17 protein-coding genes and 1 pseudogene are annotated in these 23,457 nt (G+C 71.8%); 9 read left to right on the forward strand and 9 right to left on the reverse strand.

What is annotated here, in order from left to right; translation table 11 throughout:
- Nucleotides 1-71: 71 nt before the first annotated feature.
- The 5 genes and pseudogenes from pucL to BFF77_RS14530 all read right to left on the reverse strand — a co-directional run.
- The gene (gene pucL / locus BFF77_RS14510; RefSeq protein WP_066948880.1) at nucleotides 72-1,010 is read right to left on the reverse strand and encodes a factor-independent urate hydroxylase; all 939 of its coding nucleotides are present in this window, start codon (nucleotides 1,008-1,010) and stop codon (nucleotides 72-74) included.
- A gap of 8 nt (nucleotides 1,011-1,018) precedes the next feature.
- Nucleotides 1,019-1,990, reverse strand: coding sequence for a 2-oxo-4-hydroxy-4-carboxy-5-ureidoimidazoline decarboxylase (gene uraD / locus BFF77_RS33270; RefSeq protein WP_079125155.1), 972 nt, complete (start codon nucleotides 1,988-1,990; stop codon nucleotides 1,019-1,021).
- A 198-nt stretch (nucleotides 1,991-2,188) separates the two neighbouring features.
- Nucleotides 2,189-2,569 (reverse strand): helix-turn-helix domain-containing protein, encoded by a 381-nt coding sequence (locus BFF77_RS14520; RefSeq protein WP_066948883.1) that lies wholly within the window; start codon nucleotides 2,567-2,569, stop codon nucleotides 2,189-2,191.
- Nucleotides 2,566-2,874 carry a hypothetical protein gene (locus BFF77_RS14525; protein WP_245703423.1) on the reverse strand — a complete coding sequence of 103 codons (309 nt, stop codon included), beginning with the start codon at nucleotides 2,872-2,874 and terminating at the stop codon, nucleotides 2,566-2,568. The genes BFF77_RS14520 and BFF77_RS14525 overlap by 4 nt, the downstream gene beginning before the upstream one ends.
- 38 nt (nucleotides 2,875-2,912) lie before the next feature.
- Nucleotides 2,913-3,203, reverse strand: a pseudogene (locus tag BFF77_RS14530) (tyrosine-type recombinase/integrase); the annotation flags it as partial.
- Nucleotides 3,204-3,304: 101 nt separating this feature from the next.
- Here BFF77_RS14530 and BFF77_RS14535 point away from each other — a divergent pair.
- Nucleotides 3,305-3,538: a hypothetical protein gene (locus BFF77_RS14535; RefSeq protein WP_066948888.1), complete on the forward strand. Its 234-nt coding sequence runs from the start codon at nucleotides 3,305-3,307 to the stop codon at nucleotides 3,536-3,538.
- 303 nt (nucleotides 3,539-3,841) lie between these two features.
- Nucleotides 3,842-5,440 (forward strand): DNA/RNA non-specific endonuclease, encoded by a 1,599-nt coding sequence (locus tag BFF77_RS36270; RefSeq protein WP_066948891.1) that lies wholly within the window; start codon nucleotides 3,842-3,844, stop codon nucleotides 5,438-5,440.
- A 931-nt stretch (nucleotides 5,441-6,371) separates the two neighbouring features.
- Here the strand turns inward: BFF77_RS36270 and BFF77_RS38190 are convergent.
- The gene (locus BFF77_RS38190) at nucleotides 6,372-7,154 is read right to left on the reverse strand and encodes a DUF4232 domain-containing protein (protein WP_079125157.1); all 783 of its coding nucleotides are present in this window, start codon (nucleotides 7,152-7,154) and stop codon (nucleotides 6,372-6,374) included.
- 1,052 nt (nucleotides 7,155-8,206) lie between these two features.
- Here BFF77_RS38190 and BFF77_RS14550 point away from each other — a divergent pair.
- Nucleotides 8,207-9,049, forward strand: a complete 843-nt coding sequence (locus tag BFF77_RS14550; protein WP_066948896.1) for a TIM barrel protein — start codon at nucleotides 8,207-8,209, stop codon at nucleotides 9,047-9,049.
- A gap of 68 nt (nucleotides 9,050-9,117) precedes the next feature.
- The gene (locus BFF77_RS14555; protein ID WP_066948898.1) at nucleotides 9,118-10,008 is read left to right on the forward strand and encodes a 2-hydroxy-3-oxopropionate reductase; all 891 of its coding nucleotides are present in this window, start codon (nucleotides 9,118-9,120) and stop codon (nucleotides 10,006-10,008) included.
- A 310-nt stretch (nucleotides 10,009-10,318) separates the two neighbouring features.
- Here BFF77_RS14555 and gcl read toward each other — a convergent pair whose 3' ends face one another.
- Nucleotides 10,319-12,097: a glyoxylate carboligase gene (gene gcl, locus BFF77_RS14560; RefSeq protein WP_066948901.1), complete on the reverse strand. Its 1,779-nt coding sequence runs from the start codon at nucleotides 12,095-12,097 to the stop codon at nucleotides 10,319-10,321.
- Nucleotides 12,098-12,336: 239 nt separating this feature from the next.
- On the opposite strand from gcl, the gene BFF77_RS14565 reads away from it, so the two are divergent.
- Entirely contained in the window at nucleotides 12,337-13,113 is a 777-nt protein-coding gene (locus BFF77_RS14565) for a hypothetical protein (RefSeq protein ID WP_066948921.1), read from the forward strand.
- A gap of 96 nt (nucleotides 13,114-13,209) precedes the next feature.
- Here BFF77_RS14565 and BFF77_RS14570 read toward each other — a convergent pair whose 3' ends face one another.
- Nucleotides 13,210-14,592 carry a phosphoribosyltransferase family protein gene (locus tag BFF77_RS14570; protein WP_066948904.1) on the reverse strand — a complete coding sequence of 461 codons (1,383 nt, stop codon included), beginning with the start codon at nucleotides 14,590-14,592 and terminating at the stop codon, nucleotides 13,210-13,212.
- Nucleotides 14,593-15,038: 446 nt separating this feature from the next.
- Here BFF77_RS14570 and BFF77_RS14575 point away from each other — a divergent pair, with 446 nt between their 5' ends.
- From BFF77_RS14575 to BFF77_RS14585, 4 genes are all read left to right on the forward strand, one after another.
- The gene (locus BFF77_RS14575; RefSeq protein WP_066948907.1) at nucleotides 15,039-15,506 is read left to right on the forward strand and encodes a Crp/Fnr family transcriptional regulator; all 468 of its coding nucleotides are present in this window, start codon (nucleotides 15,039-15,041) and stop codon (nucleotides 15,504-15,506) included.
- Nucleotides 15,507-15,640: 134 nt separating this feature from the next.
- A complete protein-coding gene (locus tag BFF77_RS14580; RefSeq protein ID WP_066948923.1) occupies nucleotides 15,641-16,510 on the forward strand; it encodes an LLM class F420-dependent oxidoreductase in 870 nt (289 codons plus the stop codon).
- Nucleotides 16,511-16,940: 430 nt separating this feature from the next.
- Entirely contained in the window at nucleotides 16,941-17,075 is a 135-nt protein-coding gene (locus BFF77_RS37755; RefSeq protein ID WP_281196454.1) for a hypothetical protein, read from the forward strand.
- Between the two features lie 174 nt (nucleotides 17,076-17,249).
- Nucleotides 17,250-21,944, forward strand: a complete 4,695-nt coding sequence (locus BFF77_RS14585) for a cation-translocating P-type ATPase (protein WP_066948909.1) — start codon at nucleotides 17,250-17,252, stop codon at nucleotides 21,942-21,944.
- A gap of 137 nt (nucleotides 21,945-22,081) precedes the next feature.
- Here the strand turns inward: BFF77_RS14585 and BFF77_RS14590 are convergent.
- On the reverse strand, nucleotides 22,082-23,457 hold a 1,376-nt coding region (locus BFF77_RS14590), incomplete at its 5' end, for an AMP-binding protein (protein WP_066948926.1).

The following is a 23,457-nucleotide window of genomic DNA, read 5'->3' on the forward strand; positions in this document are numbered from 1 at the left end:
TCCTCTCCCTGCCTTTCCTGTCTTCGGGCGTCGGCCCGGATCGTCCACCGGATTCGGCGGGCTCGTGGGACTCATCGCAGACGTGTGAGGTCGACCGGGATGCGCGGCTCGGCCCCGTCGCGCAGGACGGTGGCCTCGATCAGTCCGTAGGGACGGTCGGCCGCGAAGTAGACCTCGTGGTCGTTCTTCAGCCCGAAGGGCTCCAGATCGACCAGGAAGTGGTGCTTGTTCGGCAGGGAGAAACGGATCTCCTCGATCTCGCCGCGGTTCTCGATGACGCTCGTACCCATCTGGTACAGGGTCTGCTGGAGCGAGAGCGAGTAGGTCTCGGCGAAGGTCCGGAGGATGTGCCGCCTCGTCTGCGCGTAGGACTCGTCCCAGTCCGGGACCGGTATGTCCTCCCCCGGCTCGTCGCCCGACCAGCGGTAGCGCCATCGCGCGGAGACGTCGGTCGCGAGAACGCGGTCGTACGCCTCCCGGAGCGTGGTGTACCTGTCCTTGGTGTAGCCCCAGAACTCGGAGTTGGTCGAGTTCAGCACCGTCAGGTCCGTCAGCCCCGAGACGACCTCCCAGCTCTCGCCGTCGAAGGTGATCTGGGCGAGACGGGTCTCCTGGCCCGAACGGACGAAGGAGTGCCTGGGCCGCTCGGCCGTACCGGACCAGCTCTCGCCGTCGCAGGTGTCGATGCGCTCCCAGGCGTACTCCTCGATCCGGACACGCGCCCGGTGGATCGGCTCCTGGCTGGTCACGAAGTGCCGCGCGAGATGGATGCCGAACTGCTCGGCCGACTCGATGCCGTGCTCCTTGGCGAACGCGTACACCGTGTTCTTGGTGGTGTCGGTCGGAAGGACATGGGTGTTGGAACCGGAGTGGTGGACGTCCGCCATGTCGCCGGAGAGGGCGACGGAGACATTCAGGTCCTTGATGTGATGGGTACGGCCGTCCCGGGTGATGCGGACGACGCGGCTCTCCGCCTTGCCGTACTGGTTCTGGCCGAGAATCGTGGACATGGCTCTCGCTAGCTCCCTCGGTATACGGAGTAGCCGAACGGGCTGAGCAGCAGCGGTACGTGGTAGTGCTCGCCGGGAGTGACGGTGAAGGTGATCGTCACCTCCGGAAAGAACGAGGGGCCGCCGTCCCGTGCGCGGGGCGCGTCCTGCTGTGCCTCGGCCCGGTCCGCGGCTCGGTCTCCGGCTGGGTCACCGGTCCGGTCCCCGGATCGGTCCGTGCTGACGAAATACGCCTCGGTCCCGAAGCCGAGACGTACCTGTGCCGTCTCCGCCGGCAGCGCCGGCAGGTCCTTGCAGCGCCCGTCCGCGTCGGTGCGCGAGCCGCCGAGCGCCATCCAGGCGGCGCCGGAACCACTGCGGGCCGCGAGCGAGACGGCGACGTCCGCGGCGGGGCGTCCGGTGCTGGTGTCCAGGATATGGGTGGACACGGAAGCGGTGGTCGCGGTGCTCATGAGTCCTTGTCCTCCGCGGTTCTCGTCCTCCGCCAGGAGGCGGGTCAGCCGGATACGGTTGATCTTCCCCAGTTCGGTGCGCGCGATCGCACGCTCCCGCTCGGGCGTGTGCGTCAGCCGCTCCTTCAGCGCATCACGCATCCGCTCACCGGTCGCGCCGGTCGCCTGGATCAGGAAGACGTGTCCGAACCGGTCCTCGTACGCCAGGTTCAGTTCGCGCATCTCGGCCCTGAGCTCCTCGGAGGCACCGGCCATCCCTCGCTGCTCCCGGGAGGAGGCGGGATCTCCGGGCTTCGGCCGGCCGATCGGCGGATGCCCTGCCATCGCCTCGGCCAGCTCCGCGTCGGTCAGCTCGTCCGTGGCGGTGTCACCGGCGGCCAGAAGGGCCTCGGCGGTGGCGTACGGGCGCCGGGCGAGCAGCTTCCTCCCCCACGCCGGAGTGGCGCACACCTCGTGCAGCTCGGCCAGGAGCGCACGGTCGGAAGAGGTGTTGAACCGGGCCAGGCCCGGTGTGGCTGTCGACGTCACGGGAGCCTCCGTGGCTGTGCTGGACGGCTTCGCACAGCTAACGCCCTCGGCGCCCACAACGTCAACACTTTGTTGAAATTCCGTATACGGAGCCACCGCCCGCCACGGCGCCCGCACTCCCCCGCCGGGCCCCTTCCGGGACAGAAGCCCTTCCGGACAGGCCCTGGCGGACCCCCGGCAAGATCCAAACGAGAGGCCCTAGCGCACGCCCTTCGTCGCGTTCTCGCGGTTGAGGTAGTTGTAGACGGTGAAGCGGCTGACCCCGAGGGCGCTCGCCACCGTCTCCACGCCATGACGTACGGAGAAGGCGCCGCGTGCCTCCAGTATCCGCACGACCGACTGCTTGGTCCTGCGGTCGAGATCGGCGAGCGGCATACCGTGCTGCCGCCCCAGGGCCGCCAGGATGTGATCCAGGGACTCCGAGAGCTGGGGCAGCCGTACGGCGAGGATGTCCGCGCCCTCCCAGGCGAGCACGACGTCGTCGGGCAGGGCCTCGTGGGGCGCGAGCAGCTCACCGCCCATGGCGTCCACCAGCGGCTGGACGGCGGTGACGAAGGGATGGTCCAGCGGCCCGGTCACCGGACGTCCTCGGCCGCGGCGATGTCGGCGGTCCCGGCGGCACGGGTGTCACGGGTGTCACGGGTGTCGCCGATCACGTTCACCTGGAGGGAGATCCGGGTGGCGCCGACGGCCAGCGACCGGCGCAGCAGCGCGTCCACGGTGGTCAGCACCGCCTCGGCGCCGCCCTCCGCCGTATTGCCGAAGGGCCCCACGTCGACGGCGTCCAGTTCGGCGCTCTGGACGATCTCGCGGGCCACCAGCGCGTGCGCGGGCGCCTCGTCGAGGTCGAAGGGTTCGGTCGTGAACTCGACTCTCAATCGCACTTGTGTCCCCATGGCGTCGGCCTGACCTGCACGTTCTCTCAACCCTCCGGCTGAGAGGGCACATCCGGGGCACATTCCCCCCTCACGGCACCGAACGGCTGGTCCACCGCCGCCCTGGTCTGTTGGTCCGACTCAGGAAAGAGATGGCTGTAGACGTTCAGGGTCATCGCGGCGTTGGCATGCCCCAGTCGCTCCGACACGACCCTAACGGACTCCCCCGCAGCGATCAGCAAAGATGCGTAGGCATTCCGCAGGGCGTGGGGCCCGGTGCCCTTGGACAGCTTGGCCTCGGCGACGGCCGGACGCCGGACCTGCTCGTAGATCCGATTTTGTTTGCACGGACCATGCGTTGGACGCCCCCGGGGTGGCCGGGTTCATCGGCCGGCTCGCTCTGCGACCGGGCCGCCGATGGGGCGGATCAAGAAGAAGCGTGCGCCGCCCGCCGGGGGCCCGGCCGCAGGACCGGGCGATCGACACCGGGCTGATGGCCAGCGGCACCGACGTGAAGTACCACCTTGGCCCGGACGGCACCGTGTTCCCCGTCGCGCTCGGCAGGAGCGGGCAGGTGCTGGCCAGCGGCGAACGGCTGATCTCCGCCGACCAGTCGAGGACGGTCAGCACACCGCGGCGCTTGGGCGGCGAGCCCCTCTTCGCCTTCCCGTGACGAACGTAGAGGACGCCGCACTCGCCGGACTCGGGACCTTCAGGGGTGCGCCCGAAGTCGACCGCGTCCAGCATCCGCGTCTCGTTGCGGCGCAGGCCGAAGGCGTACGCGGTCTTGAACAGCGTCGCGTCGCGAAAGGCGGTCAGCCGGCCCTTGCGGCCCCGGCCACGGACACTGCCGGCCTGGTCGTCGGTGTAGTCGAAGAACGCCTGCAACTCCTACGGGCTCACCGAGCGCGAAAGTGCCAGGAACACTGCCCGTTCGGGCACCCGTTGGCGGGGGCATTTACCAGATACTCGACTCATGCGCGTACAACGGACCGCACCTGCCCCGGCACATCGGTCCGGCGCTGTCGGCCGGACCGCGGGTGCCAAGCCGACGCATGCGCTGCTGGCGCTGCAGCGCGCGGTCGGCAACCAGGCGGTCGCCAGGGTCCTGAAACCGGGGCCACCGGTAGTGCAGCGGGCTTCGCGGGACGATCTGCTGGCGGCGCTGCGGGACGCGGTCCGCGCCGGTGCGTGGCAGGAGGTTGCGACACGCCTCAACGGCTTCAACGACGCCGACATCGTACGGCTGTCCGCGGGCCTGACGTTGGGCGAGGCGGCCAACACCCGTGCGGCCGTGGCAACTTACCTGGCCGGATGGCCCCAGGAGAGCACGATCACCGCAGCGCTGGACAGAGGCCGCGCCGAAGTGGCGAGGATCGGCAGGATCTACCAGGCGTACGAGCAGGGCGTCCGGGACGCCGACTGGCCGATGGTGGCACGGCAGCTGCACGCCATGTCCACAGCGGACGTGGAGGCACGTCTGCGCAAGCTGGCCCCTGACGAGCTTCGGACACTGTGCGAGGCCGCCCCGGAGCAGAGCGCTCGGGTGGCGCAGCTGGCCCACGCCGCTGCCGGCGCACGGGGCATCGAGGTCCCCACCGGGCCGGGGCCGCTGACGGTCGGCGAGCAGGTCGTGGGCCAGGCCGAAGAGTATCTCCCCGGCGGAGAGCAGATCGTGGACACCGTCGCACCGGCCGCCGAGGGGGACGGAGCGGCAATAGGCACGCGCCGGATCGCCGACGGCGTGGTGACCATGGCCGGAGTCGTTCCGCTCGCCGAAGTGGAGGAGACAGCCTCCGCCAGCGGTGTCTTCCGGATCGACAAGGCGGCGGGCGTGGTCCGAAGTCTTCCCACGGCCGGTAGGGCCGCTGCCCTTCCCGCGGCCGCGCGGGCGGGTGTCGGTCTGGCAGTGAAGGTGCCGGTGGTGGGCGTGGCCTTCGTCGCCGGGTTGGTCGGCCCGTTCGCGGTCGGCTGGGCCATCGCGCACACCGCTGAGGTGGCGAAAGCACAGGGGGAGTTCGGCCAAGGTACGTCGGCGCCGGGCGGGGCGCCGCTGTCGGGTGCGACACTGCCCGGCGCGTTGCCCCTGCCAGCGGCAGGGCACCGGGAGGAGAAGGAGGACGACGACTGCCGCAATTGTCCGCCCGGCACCTCCGCCCTCTACGGCCCTCTCGACGAGCACGGCCGTGCCACCGGCGTCCACGCTACCCTCCGTGGCCGGACGTGGAGCGGCGAGGCACCGTACGAGGATCCGGTCGGCTACGAGTCGGGCATCTCCGGCGTGGAAGGCGGGCAACACCGGGCCCATCTGCTCGCGCGCACGCTCGGCGGCAGCGGCGGCAGGAACAACCTGGTCCCCTTCGGCGCCGTTCAGAACATCGCCATGTACCACAACGTCGAGTCGGTCGTGGAAACCCACGTGACACTGTTCCCGGAAAACTGCGTCGAGTTCAGCGCGCTGCCCATGTACGAGGGCGACAGCCCCACGGCCACCGCGATCCATGTCTTCGCCCGAGACCTGTGCACCGGTAAGGTCGTTATCGACGAGTTGGTCCAGAACCGGTATCTGCACTGAGGTGTTTCGGTAGCCGATCCCGGGACGCGACCGTTACGGCCTGTTCGTTGCGGGTGTCTGCGATCCTGCCCGTCGCGGGTCGGGGGTTGATACTGGGTCGGCTCGCGTATTCAGCTGTTGCCGGTTCTCGGTCCGATCCGGTGCGTGGGTAGCACCGTGCGGCGTGCGGTCCGGCCACCCGGGTGCTCGCGCGGGTGGACTGCGCCCGGGAGGACGCGGCCGGGGTCTTGCCCCGTCCGCTTGCCACCGCGCTACTGGCCGCCGCCGCTGCGAGTTCGGGGCCCGCAGGGCGTCGGCCCGCTTCAGATCACCGAAGTACCGGTCCGTGGCCAGTTGCGTGGTGAGCCACCGGGCCAACTCCCCGGCCCCCGATTCGCGGCTGATGGCCAAGACCGCCGTCAGCGACCGGTGCGGGTAGTAGACCGCTTGCAGGCCGCCCAGAACGTCCGCAGCCCGTTCCGTGCCGATGAACCCGGCCGCCGCGGCGAGCTTCAGGGCGTGGCGGACATTGGCCAGGGGCCAGTTGACGGAGCGCAGGTCGGCATCGGTGGACTGTCCGACGGCCACCTCGTCGTGCAACCATCGCCTGCCGGCCCGAGAAGATCTCCCGGTGGTAAAAGGGCCGCGCCCGGCCCGACCGCCGCACCACCATCGCCCTGACCGACATGCTCGGCGTGCCCTTCGACCAGGCCCTCGCACTGGGCTGGCCCCACTGGCTGCGGCTCGCCCTCAAGGACGACCGCGCGCTGCTCGCCTCCCCATGGACACCATCCGGAACCATTCGGGCACTGGAACACGTAGGAGGGCCCGCGGACATGGAACGCAGGGAATTCGTGATCACCGGCGGCACCTTCGGCCGCCCTGCTGACAAGCTGGACCGCCGCCGCCCCCGCGACCGCGATTCGATGCGGTTGATGCCTGGTGGCCGGACTTACTGGTGGGTGGTCAGCCGGGTTCCGAACGTGGTGACCCCAATGAGCCCGTCACAGGGCTGCAGACGGGGCTTCGGGAGGGCGATGGGGCGTGCGTCGCCGGGGACTCGGATCTCGGCGCTGAGGGGTGAATCGATGACCGGGGCAACGCACTCGGCGGCGAACGAGCTGAGCCAGAGCAAGTCGAAAGATGTGCTGTGGCCAGGGGAGAGCACGACGGCCGAAGGCGGGCGCAGCTGCGAGCGGACTGTTGTGAGACGCCGTCGTTCGTTCGGTCTCGTTTCCGGCGTCGCGCACGACTGGGTGTCCGGCAACGCCCCGGGGACGCAGACCGGCACGACGTCGGAACCGTAGAAAGTCAGGCCGGCCCAGCCACTGAGCCGGCACGGCGAGTGACCCGCGTTGCGCAGCAGAACCCTGGTGACGGTCTTCTGCTCGTGGTCCTCCGGGAACAGTCCCGGGTTTTCGGTCGATGCGGTGAGGTCGGGGGCCGCGCAGTCGTGGATCTCGGGGGTTGTGGGTGTTGGTGTTGTGGCCGCGGTCGTCGCGGAGCGGGTCGGTGCGGCCGTGGCGGTGACGGACGTGTGCGTCGTTGTGGCGGTGACGGACGTGTGCGTTGTGGGGGTGGTTGTCGGCGAAGGCGTCTGGGCGGGGCTGCCGGTCAGGGCGCTGCGACTCGGGACTTGCCCGTCGGCCGGGTCTGGTACGCCGGTTGATGCGGCGCATCCCAGTGTCGTCACTAGCAGCGTGCTGCCTATCGCGTGTCCCCACCATCTCCCCATGCTTCGAAACGTAGCAGCGGGGTCTGTGGTGTTTCGGAGCGGCCCCCGTACCGGCGGTTGGGAGCGTGCGGTGGTGAGTGCGACAACCGATGGGTCCGTGGGGATGCGGGCATGTCGAGGATGCCCACCAGATGCCAGTCTGCGGGCCGCCCCCTTGCACCCACGGGTGTTCCGATGTCGCGCACGGTGCAGACAGCCCGCCACACGTTTTGGAGACTGTCACGTCGACGGGGTGCGGAGGGCAGCATCTCGCCACCGTCGCGCGCAGGCGACGGCTGGAGCAGCCCGGCGTCGTTGAGATGACGAGCCTGCCCGGGGAGCCGACATCGCCCCGGGGTTGCTCACGTCCCTTCCAGCCCCGGCATCCAGCCCGCCCCGGACGCCCCCGACGGTCGGCCATACGAGGTGGCCGCACAAGCGCACTGCTTCGAAGTCGCGCACCGTAGCGTGCAATCACCGGCTACCCGAACCGGTGATCCCGTGGATCGTGGATGATCCACCGCCACTTTCCGCCCGTGAATCGAAAGGAATCCTCGAGACAGCCATCAAATCGAATCGCCGCGCACCATCAGCACTTCATGCTGCCGCACAGCTCACGCGGAACAGGCCTCAAGCCGGCTCCAGAGCTCTTCTTCAGGACGCCACCGCGTCGCCGCTTCCCCGAGGGCACATCCAGGACACACGCACCTGAAAACGCTGCGGAGCGACGAGAACAGGTGAGGGACGTTCCTACAGGTCAGCACAGATCAGCGGGCGCTCCCGCAGGTCAGAGCCGCGCAGCAGGACTTGGCTCTCAGTCGCATCGCGCCTCCGTCGCACCGGCCCGGGACGAGGACGACCTTGACCGACGGTCCGGCGGGGCGCGGATCTCCTCCGTACGGCACCGTGGCCCCGCCGTCCGCCTCGCGGGCCTTCCGGCGGGACCCGGCACCGCGGCGCCCGGTTTCCGCCGTGTTCATCGTTCACCTCTTGACAGCCCAGGAGCCCCAGAGGCAGGCTTTCCATCAAGCAGAAGATAACTTCCGCAATACGGAAGGAGCGCCTGACTCCTCATGGCCCCTCTCACCACGAACGGGCGCGGCACAGAGCAGCGCTTCGATGTGAACCTGTCGATCCTCTTCACCGAGCTTCCCCTACTGGAGCGGCCCGCCGCCGCCGCGGCGGCGGGCTTCGGCGCCGTGGAGCTGTGGTGGCCCTGGATCGACACCCCCACCCCGCCGCAGAGCGAGCTGGACGCGCTCAAGAAGGCGCTGGGCGACGCGGGCACCCAGCTCGTGGGGCTGAACTTCTACGCCGGACAGCTCCCGGGACCCGACCGCGGCGCGCTCTCCGTACCCGGCGAGGAGGCCGAGCGGTTCCGCGCCAATGTCGAGGTCGCGGCGGCCTTCGCCGCCTCCGTGGACTGCCCGGCGCTCAACGCGCTGTACGGCAATCGCGTCGAGGGCGTCGACCCGCACCTCCAGGACACCCTCGCCCTGGACAACCTGGTGCTGGCGGCCCGCGCGGCGAGCGAGGCCGGTTCGATCCTGCTGATCGAGGCGCTCAACAGGCCGGAGTCGCCGCTCTATCCGCTGGTGAGCGCGGAGTCCGCGATCGAGGTGGTCGACCGGGTCAACGAGGCCACCGGACTCGACAACGCCGCCTTCCTGCTCGATCTCTACCATCTGTCGATGAACGGCGAGGACCTGAACGAGGTCATCGACCGCTACGCCGACAAGACCGGCCACGTACAGATCGCGGACAACCCCGGCCGGGGCGCACCCGGCACCGGAGCGCTGCCGCTGGACGATCTCATCGGGCGGCTGCGGAAGGCCGGTTACGCCGGCTGGATCGGCCTGGAGTACAAGCCGGGCGACCGTCCGAGCGCCGAGGCCTTCGGCTGGCTCGCCAACTGACCACCGTCACGTGACCACCGTCACGCGCGTGTCCAGACGCACGCACGTGTGCTGAAAGGGGCAGCCTCATGAGCAATCCTCCCAAGATCGCGTGGATCGGCCTCGGCATCATGGGCTCGCCCATGTCCGAGAACCTGATCAAGGCCGGATACCCGGTGACCGGCTTCACCCTGGAGCAGCCCAAGCTGGACCGGCTGGCCGCGGCCGGCGGCACGGTCGCGGGCTCGGTCGCCGAGGCGGTACGGGACGCCGATGTGATCGTCACGATGGTGCCCGCCTCCCCGCAGGTCGAGGCGATCGCCTACGGCGCGGACGGCATCCTGGAGAACGCCCGCAGCGGCGCGCTGCTGATCGACATGTCGTCCATCACTCCGCAGACCTCGGTGGGTCTGGCCGCGAACGCGGCCGAGAAGGGCATCCGGGTGCTGGACGCCCCGGTCTCCGGCGGCGAGGCCGGAGCCGTCGAGGCGGTCCTCTCCATCATGGTCGGCGGTGAGCGGGCCGACTTCGACGAGGCCAGGCCGCTGTTCGACGCCCTTGGCAAGACCATCGTGCTCTGCGGGCCGCACGGCTCGGGCCAGACGGTGAAGGCCGCCAACCAGCTCATCGTCGCGGTCAACATCCAGGCGTGCGCCGAGGCCGTGGTCTTCCTGGAGAAGTCCGGTGTGGACCTCGCGGCGGCACTCGAGGTCCTGGGCGGCGGTCTGGCCGGTTCCACCGTGCTCGCCCGCAAGAAGGACAACTTCCTGAACCGCGACTTCAAGCCCGGCTTCCGGATCGATCTGCACCACAAGGACATGGGCATCGTCACGGACGCCGCCCGCGCCGTGGGTGCCGCGCTTCCGGTCGGTGCCGTGGTCGCCCAGCTGGTCGCCTCCCTGCGCGCGCAGGGCGACGGCGGCCTGGACCACTCGGCACTGCTGCGCTCCGTGGAGCGCCTCTCCGGCGACCAGGTCTGAGACACGACCCGTCGCCGGACCTTCGAACCCGGGCGGCGCCGGCGCTGACACCTGTCCTGTCGCGCCCAGGCGCCGGCGCCGCCCGGACCCACGGAGAAGAGCGCGGAGCACGGGATCCCGTGCTCCGCGCTCTTCCGCGCTCCCGCGCGACGGCACGCGCCGGCCGGGCCAGGGCCCTGGCCCGTACGAAGCCGACGGCCCCCGCACCGGATTCGCTCCGGTGCGGGGGCCGCGTCCGTCCGCCGCCGCTCGGTCGGGGACAGCGGCGGATCAGCTCAGGTCAGGTCAGGTCAGGTCAGGTCAGGTCAGGTCAGGTCAGCGGCAGGATCTCCGTGGGCGCGTGCCACGGCTCCGTGGCGATGTCCTCGAACTCGTTCACGCTCGCGATGTCGCTGCCGCTCATCGAGATGTTGGTGACGCGTTCGAGGATCGCCTCGACCACGACCGGCACCCGGAACTCCGCGGCGAGCTTCTTCGCCTCCTCGAAGGCCGGCAGGAGCCGGTCGGGCTCGGTGACCCGGATCGCCTTGCAGCCGAGCCCTTCCACGACCTTGACGTGATCGACGCCGTAGACGCCCAGCTCGGGCGAGTTGATGTTCTCGAACTCCAGATTGACCTGGAAGTCGATGTCGAAGTTGCGCTGCGCCTGGCGGATCAGCCCCAGATAGGAGTTGTTCACCAGCACATGCACATAGGGGATACGGTGCTGGGCGCCGACCGCCAGCTCCTCCAGCATGAACTGGAAGTCGTAATCACCGGAGAGGGCGACGACCGACGCCTCCGGATCGGCGACGGCGACCCCGAGCGCGGCCGGAATCGTCCAGCCGAGCGGTCCCGCCTGGCCGCAGTTGATCCAGTGGCGCGGCCGGTAGACATGGAGCATCTGCGCGCCGGCGATCTGCGAGAGCCCGATCGTGGTGACATACCGGGTCTCGGGACCGAAGGCCCGGTTCATCTCCTCGTACACCCGCTGCGGCTTGAGCGGCACATCGTCGAAGTGCGTACGGCGGTGGAGCGTGGCCTTGCGCTCCCGCGCGGAGGCGGCCCACGCGGCGCGGTCGGGCAGCTCGCCCGCGTCCCTCAGCTCCTTCGCGACCTCCACGAAGAGTGCGAGGGCGGCCTTGGCGTCGGAGGCGATCCCGTAGTCCGGCGGGAAGATCTTGCCGATCTGGGTGGGTTCGACGTCGACATGGACGAAGGTCCGTCCCCGCCGGTAGACGTCGAGCTTTCCGGTGTGGCGGTTGGCCCAGCGGTTGCCGATGCCGAGGACGAAGTCCGACTCCAGGAAGGTCGCGTTGCCGTAGCGGTGCGAGGTCTGGAGACCGACCATGCCCGCGTTCAGCTCGTGGTCGTCCGCGATGACACCCCAGCCCATCAGCGTGGGAACGACCGGAGTGCCGGTCAGTTCGGCGAACTCGACGAGGAGTTCGCAGGCGTCGGCGTTGATGATGCCGCCGCCCGCGACGATCAGCGGGCGCTCGGACGCGGTGAGCATCCGGACGGCCTTCTCGATCTGCGCGCGGCTCGCGACCGGCCGGTGGACCGGCAGCGGCTCATAGGTCTCCGGGTCGAACTCGATCTCGGTGAGCTGGACATCGAGCGGCAGATCCACCAGGACGGGACCGGGGCGGCCCGAACGCATCAGATGGAAGGCCTGCTGGAGGACGCCGGGAACCTGCGCGGCCTCCAGGACCGTCGTCGCGGCCTTGGTGACGGGCCGGGCGATCGAGGCGATGTCGACGGCCTGGAAGTCCTCCTTGTGGATCACCGCGGTCGGTGCCTGGCCGGTGATGCACAGGATCGGGATCGAGTCACCGGTCGCGGAGTAGAGGCCGGTGATCATGTCCGTGCCGGCGGGCCCCGACGTACCGACACAGACACCGATGTTGCCGGGACGGGTACGGGTGTAGCCCTCGGCCATGTGCGAGGCGCCCTCGACATGGCGGGCGAGCGTGTGATGGATCCCGCCGGATGCCTTCAGGGCCGCGTAGAAGGGATTGATCGCGGCGCCCGGCACACCGAACGCGTTTGTCACGCCCTCGCGCTTGAGGATCTCAACTGCCGCTCGGGCAGCGGTCATTCGAGGCATGGAGTACTCCTGCTTCGGCCGGCGGATTCGGGCTCTGTCGCGCCACCTGAGAGTCGATTCCGTAATGCGGAAGTTTAGTTCTGCTATATGGAATCAATCTAAGGTGGACTCCGTACCGCGTCAAGGGATGGCCGAAGAGCCTCCCCAGGGCCCCGCCCGTGGTGGACGATGGGACACCGAGCGCGACGGATCGCGGCCGGAGACGCCGGAGGGGCAGCGGAGGGCGGAGGGGACGCGTGGTGGCAGAGAGCGTGTGGGTGAGCTGTCCGTCGTGCGGCGGCCGGCATGCCTTCGCGGTGTCGGAATATCCCTGCGCCTGCGGGGCACCGGTGGCGCCCGTGCTGGTCGGCGGAGCACCGGTGGAGCCGGTCGGGTACCGCAGTTGGGCGGAGGAGTGGGTGGCCGTCCGCTGCTCGGCGTGCGGACGCGAGGGCCAGTGGCCACGGCCGGAGCTGGACTGTCCGTGCGGCACCGTGCTGCGGATTCCGGTACGGGAGGACGGCGGTACGGGGTCGGCGGCGGCGGAGCCGGCGGTCACCGAAGCCGGGCCGCCCGCGCCTCCCGGGGAGCCCCGTCCGGCGGAGCCGCCCTCGCGGGCCCCGCTGCCGCACGACGCGGTGTCACCGCGCCCGTCGTTCCGCCCGCTGACGATCCGTACCGCGCATGACGCGGTCACGGCCGCGTCGCTCTATCTGCGCTGGCTGGGCTTCGAGGGCGTCGTCCGGGCCGGCGAGGGAACGGAGGGCGCGCCGTATCTGATCGATCTGTGCGGCCCCGACGTGGTCGCGCAGGTGGAGCCGACCACCCGGCCCGTCAATGTGCGCTCCGTCGAGTGCCTCTGGCTCAACGGGCTGGGCGCCTCGGCGCGAGGGGTCTTCTTCTCCCTCGCCGGGTACGCGGACGACGCGCTCGCCCGCGCCGACGCTCTGGGCATTCCGCTCTTCGTCATGGACCTGACCGGCACTCCCCGGCCGGTCAACGGCGCGGCGGACGAACTGGTCTCGACCGGCGCGTAGCCTCCTCCGGCGCTCGTGGCCTCCCCGCGCGCGGTGCCGGGAGGCCGGCGCCCGGCCGTCCGGCACCCGGCCTGCACCCGGCCGGACGCCGCTGCCTCAGCGTGTCCGGCCGGGCGCGGGCATCGCCGCCGCTCCGTGCGGTGTCATGTGCCGGGCGAACCACTCGGTGGCCAGATGGGCCACCGCTTCGAGCGCTCCGGGCTCCTCGAAGAGATGGGTCGCGCCCGGCACGACGGCCACCTGGTGCTCGTAACGCAGCCGCTGCGCCGCCTGCCGGTTGAGGCGCAGTACCTCGGTGTCCGCGCCGCCGACGATGAGCAGCGTGGGCGCCCGTACCTCCGCGAGCCGGCCCGTCGCCAGATCGGGACGGCCGCCGCGGGAGACCACCGCCGCGATGTCCGTGTGCGGCTCGGCCGCCGACACCAGGGCCGCCGCGGCACCGGTGCTCGCACCGAAGCAGCCGACGGGCAGGGCGCGTTCGCGGCGCAGCCACAGGACGGCCAGGGTGAGCCGCTCGGCCAGCAGCCCGATGTCGAAGACATGGGTACGGTCCTGCTCCTCGTCCGGTGTGAGCAGATCGAACAGCAGGGTGCCGAAACCCGCCCGGTTCAGGGCAGAGGCCACGGCCTGGTTGCGCGGGCTGTGCCGGCTGCTCCCGCTGCCGTGCGCGAAGGCCACGATGCCCGGCGCGCCGTCCGGCACCACCAGGCTCCCGGGCAGCGTGGCCGGTCCTGCGCCGATCATGACCTCCGGATCCCCGGCGACATGCCCGGCAGTCTCAGGACCCGGCGCCGCCGTGCTCTCGGCCGTGCCCGCGCGGGCGGCGGGCGCGGTGTTCTCCCCGGGCGTCGCGCCCCGGGCGAGCAGCGCCGCGACCTCGTCGTCACCGGTCTGCGCGAAGTTCACGTACCACTGACCGACCGAGCCGAAGCAGTCCGGTGAATACAGACACACCACGGCGTCGGCCTCCTGCCTCAGCCAGGCCAGGGCCTCGGCCGGTGCCAGCGGTACGGCCAGCACCACCCGTGCCGCGCCGCGCGCCCGCGCCACCCGGCAGGCGGCGGACGCGGTGGAGCCGGTGGCGATGCCGTCGTCGACGACCACCGCCGTACGGCCCGTGAGCCCGGCCGGCGGCCGGTCGCCACGGTAGCGCCGCAGCCGCTGCGCCAGTGCCTCGCACGCGTCCCGCTCGATCTCCGCGCGCTCGCGCGGAGAGACCCGGGCGGCGCGGACCACATCGTCGTTCATGATCCGTACGCCGTCCTCGCCGATCGCGCCGAATCCCAGCTCGGGCTGGTAGGGCACGCCCAGCTTGCGGACGGCGATCACATCCAGCGGCGCGCCCAGCGCGCGGGCCACCTCGTAGGCCACCGGAATCCCGCCGCGCGGCAGGCCCAGCACCACGGGATCGCCGAGATCCATCCGTTCCAGTTCTTCGGCCAGCCGTTTCCCGGCGGCCGTTCGGTCGACGAAGCGCATGGTCCGCCTCCTCTCCCGGGGCCCTGCGGCCCGCATCGGGAACACTCTCCATCCAACCCGAAAACGCCAGGACCGGCAGGACCGGCCGGGTCGCCCCGGGCCGGGCGCGGGCAGCCGCGCACCGGCGCGGACGCGCCGTAGCGGCATGAGGGCTCCGGGTGGAGTCTGGATATGAGGAACCCGCGGGCCGCCGGGGGCCTGGTGGGGCCTGGCCGCCGCGACATCGCCCAGGTCCTGTCCGGTCGATCTTCGTGGATCAGGCCGCGGCGTCCGGTGGAGGGCATACCTCCCGTGCCGTTCAGGCCACGGGGAGCATCGCAAGGAGGGGGACCGGCGTCGTCGACGGCCCGGCCGTACTCGGGCGACTCCGACAACGCGGCGAGGTGCCGTGCCGGGCGTCGCGGACCCGCGAAGATCGCCCGGACAGGACCTAGGAGGCGGCAGCCATGACCACCACCACCGACACCACGTTGCACGCCCTCTCACCGGTCCACCGTGAGCGGCTGATGCACGGCGCGCGCCAGGTGAACTTCCCCGAGGGCACGCGGATCTTCGACGAGGGCCAGCCCGCCGACCGGTTCTGGATCGTGCGCAGCGGCTGCGTGATCCTCGACGTACGGGTGCCGGGCCGCCGCCCGGCGGAGATAGCGTCGCTGGGCGCCGGGAGTCTCGTCGGCTGGTCCTGGCTCTTCCCGCCGTTCGTCTGGCAGCTCGGCGCGGAGGCGATGACGCTGGTGCGCACGTACGAGTTCGACGCGGACGACGTACGGCTGATGTGCCACGGCGATCCGGTGTTCGGCCAGGCCGTGGCGCTCTGGATCGGTGGCGTGCTCGCGCACCGGCTGCACGAGGCGAGGACCCGGCTGCTCGATCTGTTCGCACCGTACGGCAGCAGTGAGGGACCGATGCCCTGACACCGTTCCTCCGGTTCGGGGCGCGGGCGGGAGCCCGAACCGGCACGGGAACACCCGCCGCAGGAATAGTCGTGCACCGGGCCCGGGTTGGCACGATGGCCGCTGTAGTTCACCAGCAAGTGGGAGACAAGACGATGGTTACTCTGCAGGAGTCCGTGGGCCGGTACGGGATCTGGAGCTCAGGACTCCGCTCCGACGGTCCGGCGGGCGGTGAGGTCCTGGAGGCCGCCGCCGAACTGGAGGAACTCGGCTTCGGCGCCGTCTGGCTGGGCATGAGCGGTGTCGAGCAGGCGGAACCGCTCATCGAGGCCACGTCGCGGCTGACCGTCGCCACCGGCATCCTCAGCATCTGGCAGTACGAGGCCGCCGACACCGCCGCCCGCTTCCTGCGGCTGGACGCCGCGCATCCGGGACGCTTCGTACTCGGCCTCGGTGCCAGCCACGCCAAGTTCGCCGCGCAGTACCAGCGCCCCTACTCCTCGATGGCCGGGTATCTCGACGGGCTGGACGAGGGCAAGGTCCCGGCCGACCGGATCGTGCTCGCGGCGCTCGGCCCGAAGATGCTCGAACTCTCCCGTGACCGCGCGGGCGGCGCGCACCCGTATCTGGTCACCCCGGAGCACACCGCGCAGGCCCGTGAGACCCTCGGCTCCGGACCGCTCCTGGCCCCCGAGCTGAAGGTCGTCCTGGACAGCGATCCGGAGACCGCCCGCACCACGGCGCGCGACTACCTCGCCATGTATCTGACACTGCCGAACTACACCAACAGCTTCCTGCGGCTGGGCTTCACCGAGGACGACCTCCTCGACGGAGGCAGCGACCGGCTCATCGACGCCGTCTACGCCTGGGGCGACGACGCCCGGATCAAGAGCCGCGTCGACGAGTTCCACGCGGCCGGCGCGGACCATGTCGCGCTCCAGATCGTCACGCCCGGCAGCACGGCGGGCGCGCCGGGCCCCCTGCCCCGCGCCGAGTGGCGACGGCTCGCCGAGGTGGTGGCCTGACCCGGGACGTGCCTGACCCCGGGCCTGCCTGACCCGGGGCATCGGGGCCCGGCCCGGGGCATCGGGGCCCGGGGCATCGGGTCCCGGCCGGGGGCCTCCCGTCCGGATCGCGCCCGGCTCGCGTGCCCGCGGTGACCTCAGCCGGTGCCTCTGCCGCCGCGTCGACGGGCGCTCCCTGATCCGGTGTGCCGGGTCGTCCGGTGTCCCCGGGGTGTCCGGTGTGCCGGGGCGGTGTCCGGCTCGCCGTCCTCGATCCGCCCGGCCGGAGGCGCGCTCCTCGTACAGGTGCGCCTCCGGCCGTGACAGGCGTACGACCCCGGAATCCCCCCCGACACATGGTGTTCATCCCGTGTCCTCGCTCCATCCGCCGCGGCGCGGCCCGCACGGCCCACAAAGGAGGAAAAGGACACCCGCAAAAGAAAGGGACACCATGCCCGGCCTGCTGACCTCGATCCTCACCAAGGTGGCACTCGCCGCGATCGAGTCGATCGTCACCCGCCTGCTCACCCGGCTCTGGACGGACTACGCCCACGCGCGCCGCGCGGCCACCCCCTCGTTCGCCTGAGGCTCCCCATGGCGTCGGCCCGCCGGTCGCCCTGTTGAGCTTTTGTCCTTTTTGTAATACTTTTCGAGCCACATGCCTGCCGTGTGGGCCGCCTTCCGAACCGCCGAGGCGTGGTCTGTCCTGCGCCGACCCGCCCGGGTACCGGCCGATCAGCCCGAAGGTGGACGGTGAGCTGTGGGAATTCCCGGACTCGGTGAGCTGCGGGCGGTCGCACGGCCCGCCATGACCGTGCTGGAAACCCTGACGCGGCCCCTGACGTCCCGGGCATCCGGACGGGTGCAGACGTTCGACGGCGGGCGGGCGCATCTGACGGTGCGTGGTCTGCGCGGCACGACGGGCCCCAAGATCGCCGAGTCCCTGGAGCAGCGTCTCGCCGAAGTCCCCGGAGTGCGATGGGCCGCGGTGAACGCCGTCCTGCAAAGCGTGGTCGTCGCCCTGGAAGGCCCGGCGGACGACGAGTCGGCCGTACGCGGAGTGCTCGAAACCGTCGAAGCCATCGAAGAGGCATACGACACGGCCGACGAGCCGCTGCCGCTCCACCCGGCCTCCGCCCAGCCGGCCGGCCGGGCCATCTGGGCCATGGCTGCGCAGGCCGCGGCGCTGCCCCTGGCGGTCGTCGGGCGGGTGACCCGCAGCTCCCCGCTGCCGCTGGAACTGGGCTCGCTGGTCACCATCGTCGAGACCCAGCCCCGTCTGCGGCAGGTGGTCGCGCGGGCGGTGGGGGAACAGAACGCCACGCTGGTGCTCGCCGCCCTGAACGCGGTCGCCCAGGGAAGCTCGGGCGGATTCCTGGGTCTCGCGGTCGACGCCGTGCACCACGCTCTGAGCACGGCGGAGCTCAAGGCCCACCGCGCCGCCTGGAACAGCGCGGAGCCCGGCCTCACCGGGTCTCCTCGGCTGGCGCGGGCGGAATACCGGGACCGCGTGCCGCGTCCGGTCCCGCTGGGGCCCGGCCCCGTCGAGCGGTACGCCGACACGGCGGCCGTCATCGCGGGACTGACGTTCGCCGGGGCGCTGGCCGTCACCCGGAGCACGGGCAGCGCGGCGGGTGCCACGCTCGCCGCCATCCCCAAGGCCCCCGGACTGGCCAGGGAGGGCTTCGCCTGCACCTTCGGCGGAGCCCTCGCCCACAGCGGCACGGTCGTCCACGACCCGGAGGTGCTGCGCAGGCTCGACCGTGTCCGTACCGTCGTCCTCGACACCTCCGCCCTGACCACCGGCGCCCATGTCCTGGCCGATCTCGTTCCGCTCGACGACGCGTCGGCCGGGGATCTCGCGGCGACCGCCCACCGGCTCTTCGATCCCCGCCGCCCGGAACGCCTCACCAGCACCCTGGACGCGGACAGGGACGGGGACGCGGACCAGAAGCGGGGTCCCCGCCAGGAGCGGCGCCCGGACCAGGGACGGACCACGGGCGGACGCCCCGAGGAACCGTCGGGGCGGCGGGACGACGCGGAGTGGTTCCTCGGCCCGCTGGACCGGCTCACCCTGCGCGGCAGGACCGGGGCCCGGGCACGGGCGCGCCTGGAGAGGGAGGGCGCCGCGTATGTACTGGGCCTGGCACGGGGCGACCGGCTGATGGCCGTGATCAGCGCCGCGCCGGAGCTCCACGAGGCCGCCGAGACACTAGTGGGCGCCGCGCGGCGGGCCGGACTGCGGGTGCTGGCGGCGAACGACGGCACGGTGATCCGCGTTCCGGGGGCGGACGACACCGTGCCCGGAGGCGAACGCCTGGCCGCGTCCGTACGCGCACAGCAGTCCGACGGCACCGGAGTCCTGGTGGTGTCCCGGAACCGCGAGGCCCTGGACGCCGCGGACGTGGGCATCGGGACCGCCGGGTCCGAGGGACGGCCGGCCTGGGGATCCGGGCTGCACACCCCGGATCCCGGTGACGCCGTGATCGTGGTCGAGGCGTGCGGCGTCGCCCGCAGGGTCTCCCGCCGCGGCGTCTGGCTGGCCAAGGGCGCCTCGGGCCTCGGCAGCGCGATGACACTCGCCGGACGGACGGGGCGGACGGGAGCGCTCAGTCTGGCAGCCGTCAACTGGTCCGCCGCGCTCGGCATGGCCTACGGGGCCTGGTCCGCGGCCGAACTCCTGCGCCACCCGCCGGTCCACGGGGCGTCCCGGCAGCCCTGGCACGCGATGCTCCCCGAGACCGTCCTGGCCAGAACCGCCGGCCGCGAGGGCGGCCTGACCGGGCGTCAGGCACTGGACCGGGCCACGCGTTCCGGCGGCCCCGTGGACCGGCCCACCTCACTGCCCCGTGCCGTCGTGACCGAACTGGCCAATCCGCTCACACCGGTTCTGGTGGGCGGCGCCGCCCTGTCCGCTGCGGTCGGGGGTGTTCTCGACGCGGCCATCGTCCTCGCCGTCACCGGGCTCTCCGGCCTCATCGGCGGCACCCAGCGCCATGTCACCGACCGGGCGGTGCGCCGTCTGCACCAGCGGTCCGCCGTACAGGCCGGGGTGGTACGGGACGGCGAGGAGCGTGTCGTGCCCGCCGAGGAACTGGTCGTCGGAGACGTCGTCGTCCTCGGCTCCGGCGATGTCGTGCCCGCCGACTGCCGGCTGCTGGACAGCCACGGGCTGGAGGCCGACGAGTCGGCGCTGACCGGCGAGTCGCTGCCGGTCGCCAAGGCGGTCGACCCGGTGCTCGCCGCCGATGTGGCGGACCGTACGTCCATGCTCTACGAGGGCACCACCATCGCCGCCGGGCGCGCCAGGGCCGTTGTCGTGGCGACCGGCGGGGCCACCGAAGCCGGGCGCGCCGCCGCGGGCCGGGACACCCGCCGCGCGGTCGGTGTCGAACACCGGCTCGCGCGGATCACCAGGACCGCCCTGCCCCTGGCGCTCGGTTCGGCGGGCGCGGTGATGGCCGCCGGGCTGCTGCGGGGCCGTCCCGCCCCCGAGACCGTCGGCGCGGGCGTCGGCCTCGCCGTGGCGAGCGTGCCCGAAGGGCTGCCGTTCCTGGTCTCCGCCGCCCAGCTCGCCGCCGCCCGGCGGCTCTCCACCCTGGGCGTGCTGGTTCGTGATCCGCGCACCATCGAGGCGGCGGGCCGCGCCGACGTGCTGTGCTTCGACAAGACCGGCACCCTCACCCACGGACGTATCGAACTCGCCCTGGTGGTCGCGCGGGACGACGACGGGGGCCGGCCGCCCGACCGTCTCGACGACCGTCAGCAGGCCGTGCTGGCAGCCGCGTTGCGCGCCACTCCCCGCGCGCGCGACCCCCGCGGGCTGGAGCACTTCACCGATCGCGCCGTGGCGTCGGGCGCCGAACGGGCCGGCCTCGCCCGGACGCACGGAGCGCCGCGCTGGCGGCGCGCCACCAGCCTGCCGTTCGAGCCCAGCCGCGGCTTCCACGCCACCCGGGGCCAGACCGGCGGGCACCGGCTGCTGTCCGTCAAGGGCGCCCCTGAGCGGGTGATCGCCCTGTGCGCCATGGACCGCGAGACGAAGGACGCGCTTCTCACCCGGAGCGAGGAGCTGGCCGCCGAAGGCCACCGCGTACTGGCGGTCGCGGAGTCGCACGACGAAGGCAGCGGCCCGCTCACCGACGACTCCGTCAGCGGCCTGGATTTCCTCGGTTTCGTCCTCCTCAGCGACAAGGTCCGCAGCGGAGCGGCGCGGTCGGTACGCCAACTCGCGGACGCCGGCGTGCACATCGTGATGATCACCGGGGACCATCCGCAGACCGCCGAGTCGATCGCCCGCGAACTCGACGTCGTCGACGGCCGGAGGATCGTCACCGGCGCGGACCTGGACGCGCTGGACGACGACGCGCTGGACGAACTGCTGCCGCACGTGGGCGTTGTCGCCCGGGGCACCCCGACCCACAAGGTGCGGGTCGTCAAGGCGTTCCAGCGGCTCGGCCGTACGGTGGCGATGACCGGCGACGGCGCCAACGACGCACCCGCCATCCGGCTCGCCGACGTCGGCATCGCCCTCGGCGCCCGCGCCACCCCGGCCGCCCGGGCCGCGGCGGACCTCGTCGTCACGGACGACCGGCTGGAGACCATCCTGGCCGCGCTGATCGAGGGCCGCGCGATGTGGGCGTCCGTACGGCAGGCCCTGGCCATCCTCCTGGGCGGCAACCTCGGCGAGATCGGCTTCACCGTCCTCGGCGCCACCGTCGGCGGCACCTCTCCCCTGACAGCCCGCCAGCTTCTGCTGGTCAATCTCTTCACGGACCTCGCACCCGCCATCGCCGTCGCCCTGCGTCCGCCCGGGGAGGACGCCAAGAAGCGCCTCCTCCAGGAGGGCCCCGAATCGTCGCTCGGCACCGCCCTGACCGACGAGATCACCGTACGGGCCCTCGCCACCGCTCTCGGGGCCGCCGCCGCGTGGACCGCGGCCCGCGCCACCGGGCGTCCCACCCGCGCCCGCACGATCGCGCTGGCCGCTCTCGTCGCGACCCAGCTCGGCCAGACCCTGCTGGTCGGCTGGCGCAGCCCCGCCGTGCTGGCCGCCGTCGCGGGCTCCCTCGTGGCGCTGGCCGCGGTCATCCAGACCCCCGGGGTCAGCCACTTCTTCGGCAGCACCCCGCTCGGTCCGGTCGGCTGGACCATCGCGCTCACCGCGGCGACGGCGGGCACGCTCGCCGCGCTCTTCCTCCCTCCGGTGGCCCGCCACGCCAGGACGGCCCTGGACACGCTGTGGACCGGCCCGCTCGGAACCGTACGGAGCGGGCTGAGGGACGCCGAGCACCGAGGACAGGCGCTCCTGCTCCGGAGGCGGCCGGACGAGACGCCCGGGGCCGACGGGCAGGGCCCGGACACCCGCGCGGGAGGACGATCAGCCGGTGCGAGACACCCGGCCCCGGCGCCCGCCCCGGCCTCCGCGACCTCCGTGAGCGCGGCCCCGGCCTGACCGCAGGCCGGGGGCGGAGACCGCGGACGAAGGCCGGAGCCGGCGCCGCCGTCGCCCGCGTTGCCCGGCGCCCCGCTCGCGGCCCCCCTCACGTGTCGGCGATCGGCGATCGGCGGTGAGCGGTGAGCGGTGAGCGGTCAGTTGACCTCTCGGTCCAGGCCGGACCAGTACGGCTCGCGGAGTTTGAACTTCTGGACCTTGCCGGTGGCGGTACGCGGGATGGTCTCGCGGAATTCGACGGTCGTCGGAGCCTTGTAGCCGGCCATCCGCTGCTTGCAGTGAGCGATGATCTCGGCCTCCTGTGCCGTCGCCCCCTCCACAAGGACCACCAGGGCCTTGATCGTCTCGCCCCACTTCTCGTGCGGCACACCGATGACGGCCACCTCGGCGACCGACGGGTGACTGAAGATCGTGTCCTCCACCTCGATCGACGACACGTTCTCGCCGCCCGTGATGATCACGTCCTTCTTGCGGTCGGAGATCGTCAGATGCCCGTCGGCATCGTCGAACGTGCCGCCGTCGCCCGTGTGGAACCAGCCGTCCTCAAGGGCGGCCGAGGTCTCCTCCGGCTTCTCCCAGTACCCGTCGAGTACGACGTTCGACCGGGCCAGCACCTCTCCGGACCCGGAGACCCGTAACGCGGCGCCGAGCGCGGGCAGTCCCGCGCGGGAGAGCTTGCGCGCCCGTTCCGGCGCGGGCAGGTCGTCGTCACCGGGCCGGGTCCGGTTGAAGGTGAGCAGGGGCGAGGTCTCGGTCAGGCCGTAGATCTGCGTGAACTCCCAGCCCAGTTCCTCCTCCACCCGCTGGATCATCCTGCTCGGCGGCGGGGCTCCCGCACAGACGATCCGCACCCTGTCCCGGCCCGGGATCGCTCCCTCCCAGGACGCCGCCGCGTCCAGCACCGCGTTCCAGACCGCGGGCGCGCCGCACATCAGCGTGACTTTGTGCTCGTCCACCCGGCGCAGGATCTCCGTGCCGTCCACCTTGCGCAGCACCACCTGCTTGACTCCCAGTCCGGCCATCACGAACGGCATCCCCCAGCCGTTGCAGTGGAACATCGGCAGCGTGTGCAGATAGACGTCCCGCTCCCACACCCGGGCGTGGAGCCCGAAGGTCACCCCGTTGACCCAGATGTTGCGGTGGGTCAGCCGGACACCCTTGGGGCGGGCGGTGGTTCCCGACGTGTAGTTGATCGTCGCGGTGGCGTCCTCGTCCGGCCTCGACCACGGGCGCGGCTCGACGCCGAAGCGCATGAGGCCGGCCTCGGTCGGCTCGCCCAGCACGAAGCGGTGGCGCGTCCTGATCCCGGAGAGCGCCTCGTCCAGCTCCGGATCGACGAACAGGACCGAGGCCCCGCTCTGCCGCACCACGTACTCGATCTCCTCCGGCCTCAGCCGGAAGTTGACGGGCACACAGATCCGCCCGCTCATCGGCACCGCGAACAGCAGTTCCAGCAGACGCGCGGAGTTGTGGCTCACCACCGCCACCCGCTCCCCCTCCCCCACGCCGAGCG

Origin of the sequence: Streptomyces lushanensis (assembly GCF_001700515.1) — a bacterium.
GTDB lineage: Bacteria > Actinomycetota > Actinomycetes > Streptomycetales > Streptomycetaceae > Streptomyces > Streptomyces lushanensis.

Bases quoted from the DNA above. Each gene is read 5' to 3' on its own strand.
- pucL (WP_066948880.1), bottom strand. From the start codon at position 1,010: ATGTCCACGATTCTCGGCCAGAACCAGTACGGCAAGGCGGAGAGCCGC.
- BFF77_RS36270 (WP_066948891.1), top strand. From the start codon at position 3,842: ATGCGCGTACAACGGACCGCACCTGCCCCGGCACATCGGTCCGGCGCT.
- BFF77_RS38190 (WP_079125157.1), bottom strand. From the start codon at position 7,154: ATGGGGAGATGGTGGGGACACGCGATAGGCAGCACGCTGCTAGTGACG.
- BFF77_RS14550 (WP_066948896.1), top strand. From the start codon at position 8,207: ATGGCCCCTCTCACCACGAACGGGCGCGGCACAGAGCAGCGCTTCGAT.
- BFF77_RS14555 (WP_066948898.1), top strand. From the start codon at position 9,118: ATGAGCAATCCTCCCAAGATCGCGTGGATCGGCCTCGGCATCATGGGC.
- gcl (WP_066948901.1), bottom strand. From the start codon at position 12,097: ATGCCTCGAATGACCGCTGCCCGAGCGGCAGTTGAGATCCTCAAGCGC.
- BFF77_RS14570 (WP_066948904.1), bottom strand. From the start codon at position 14,592: ATGCGCTTCGTCGACCGAACGGCCGCCGGGAAACGGCTGGCCGAAGAA.
- BFF77_RS14575 (WP_066948907.1), top strand. From the start codon at position 15,039: ATGACCACCACCACCGACACCACGTTGCACGCCCTCTCACCGGTCCAC.
- BFF77_RS14580 (WP_066948923.1), top strand. From the start codon at position 15,641: ATGGTTACTCTGCAGGAGTCCGTGGGCCGGTACGGGATCTGGAGCTCA.
- BFF77_RS37755 (WP_281196454.1), top strand. From the start codon at position 16,941: ATGCCCGGCCTGCTGACCTCGATCCTCACCAAGGTGGCACTCGCCGCG.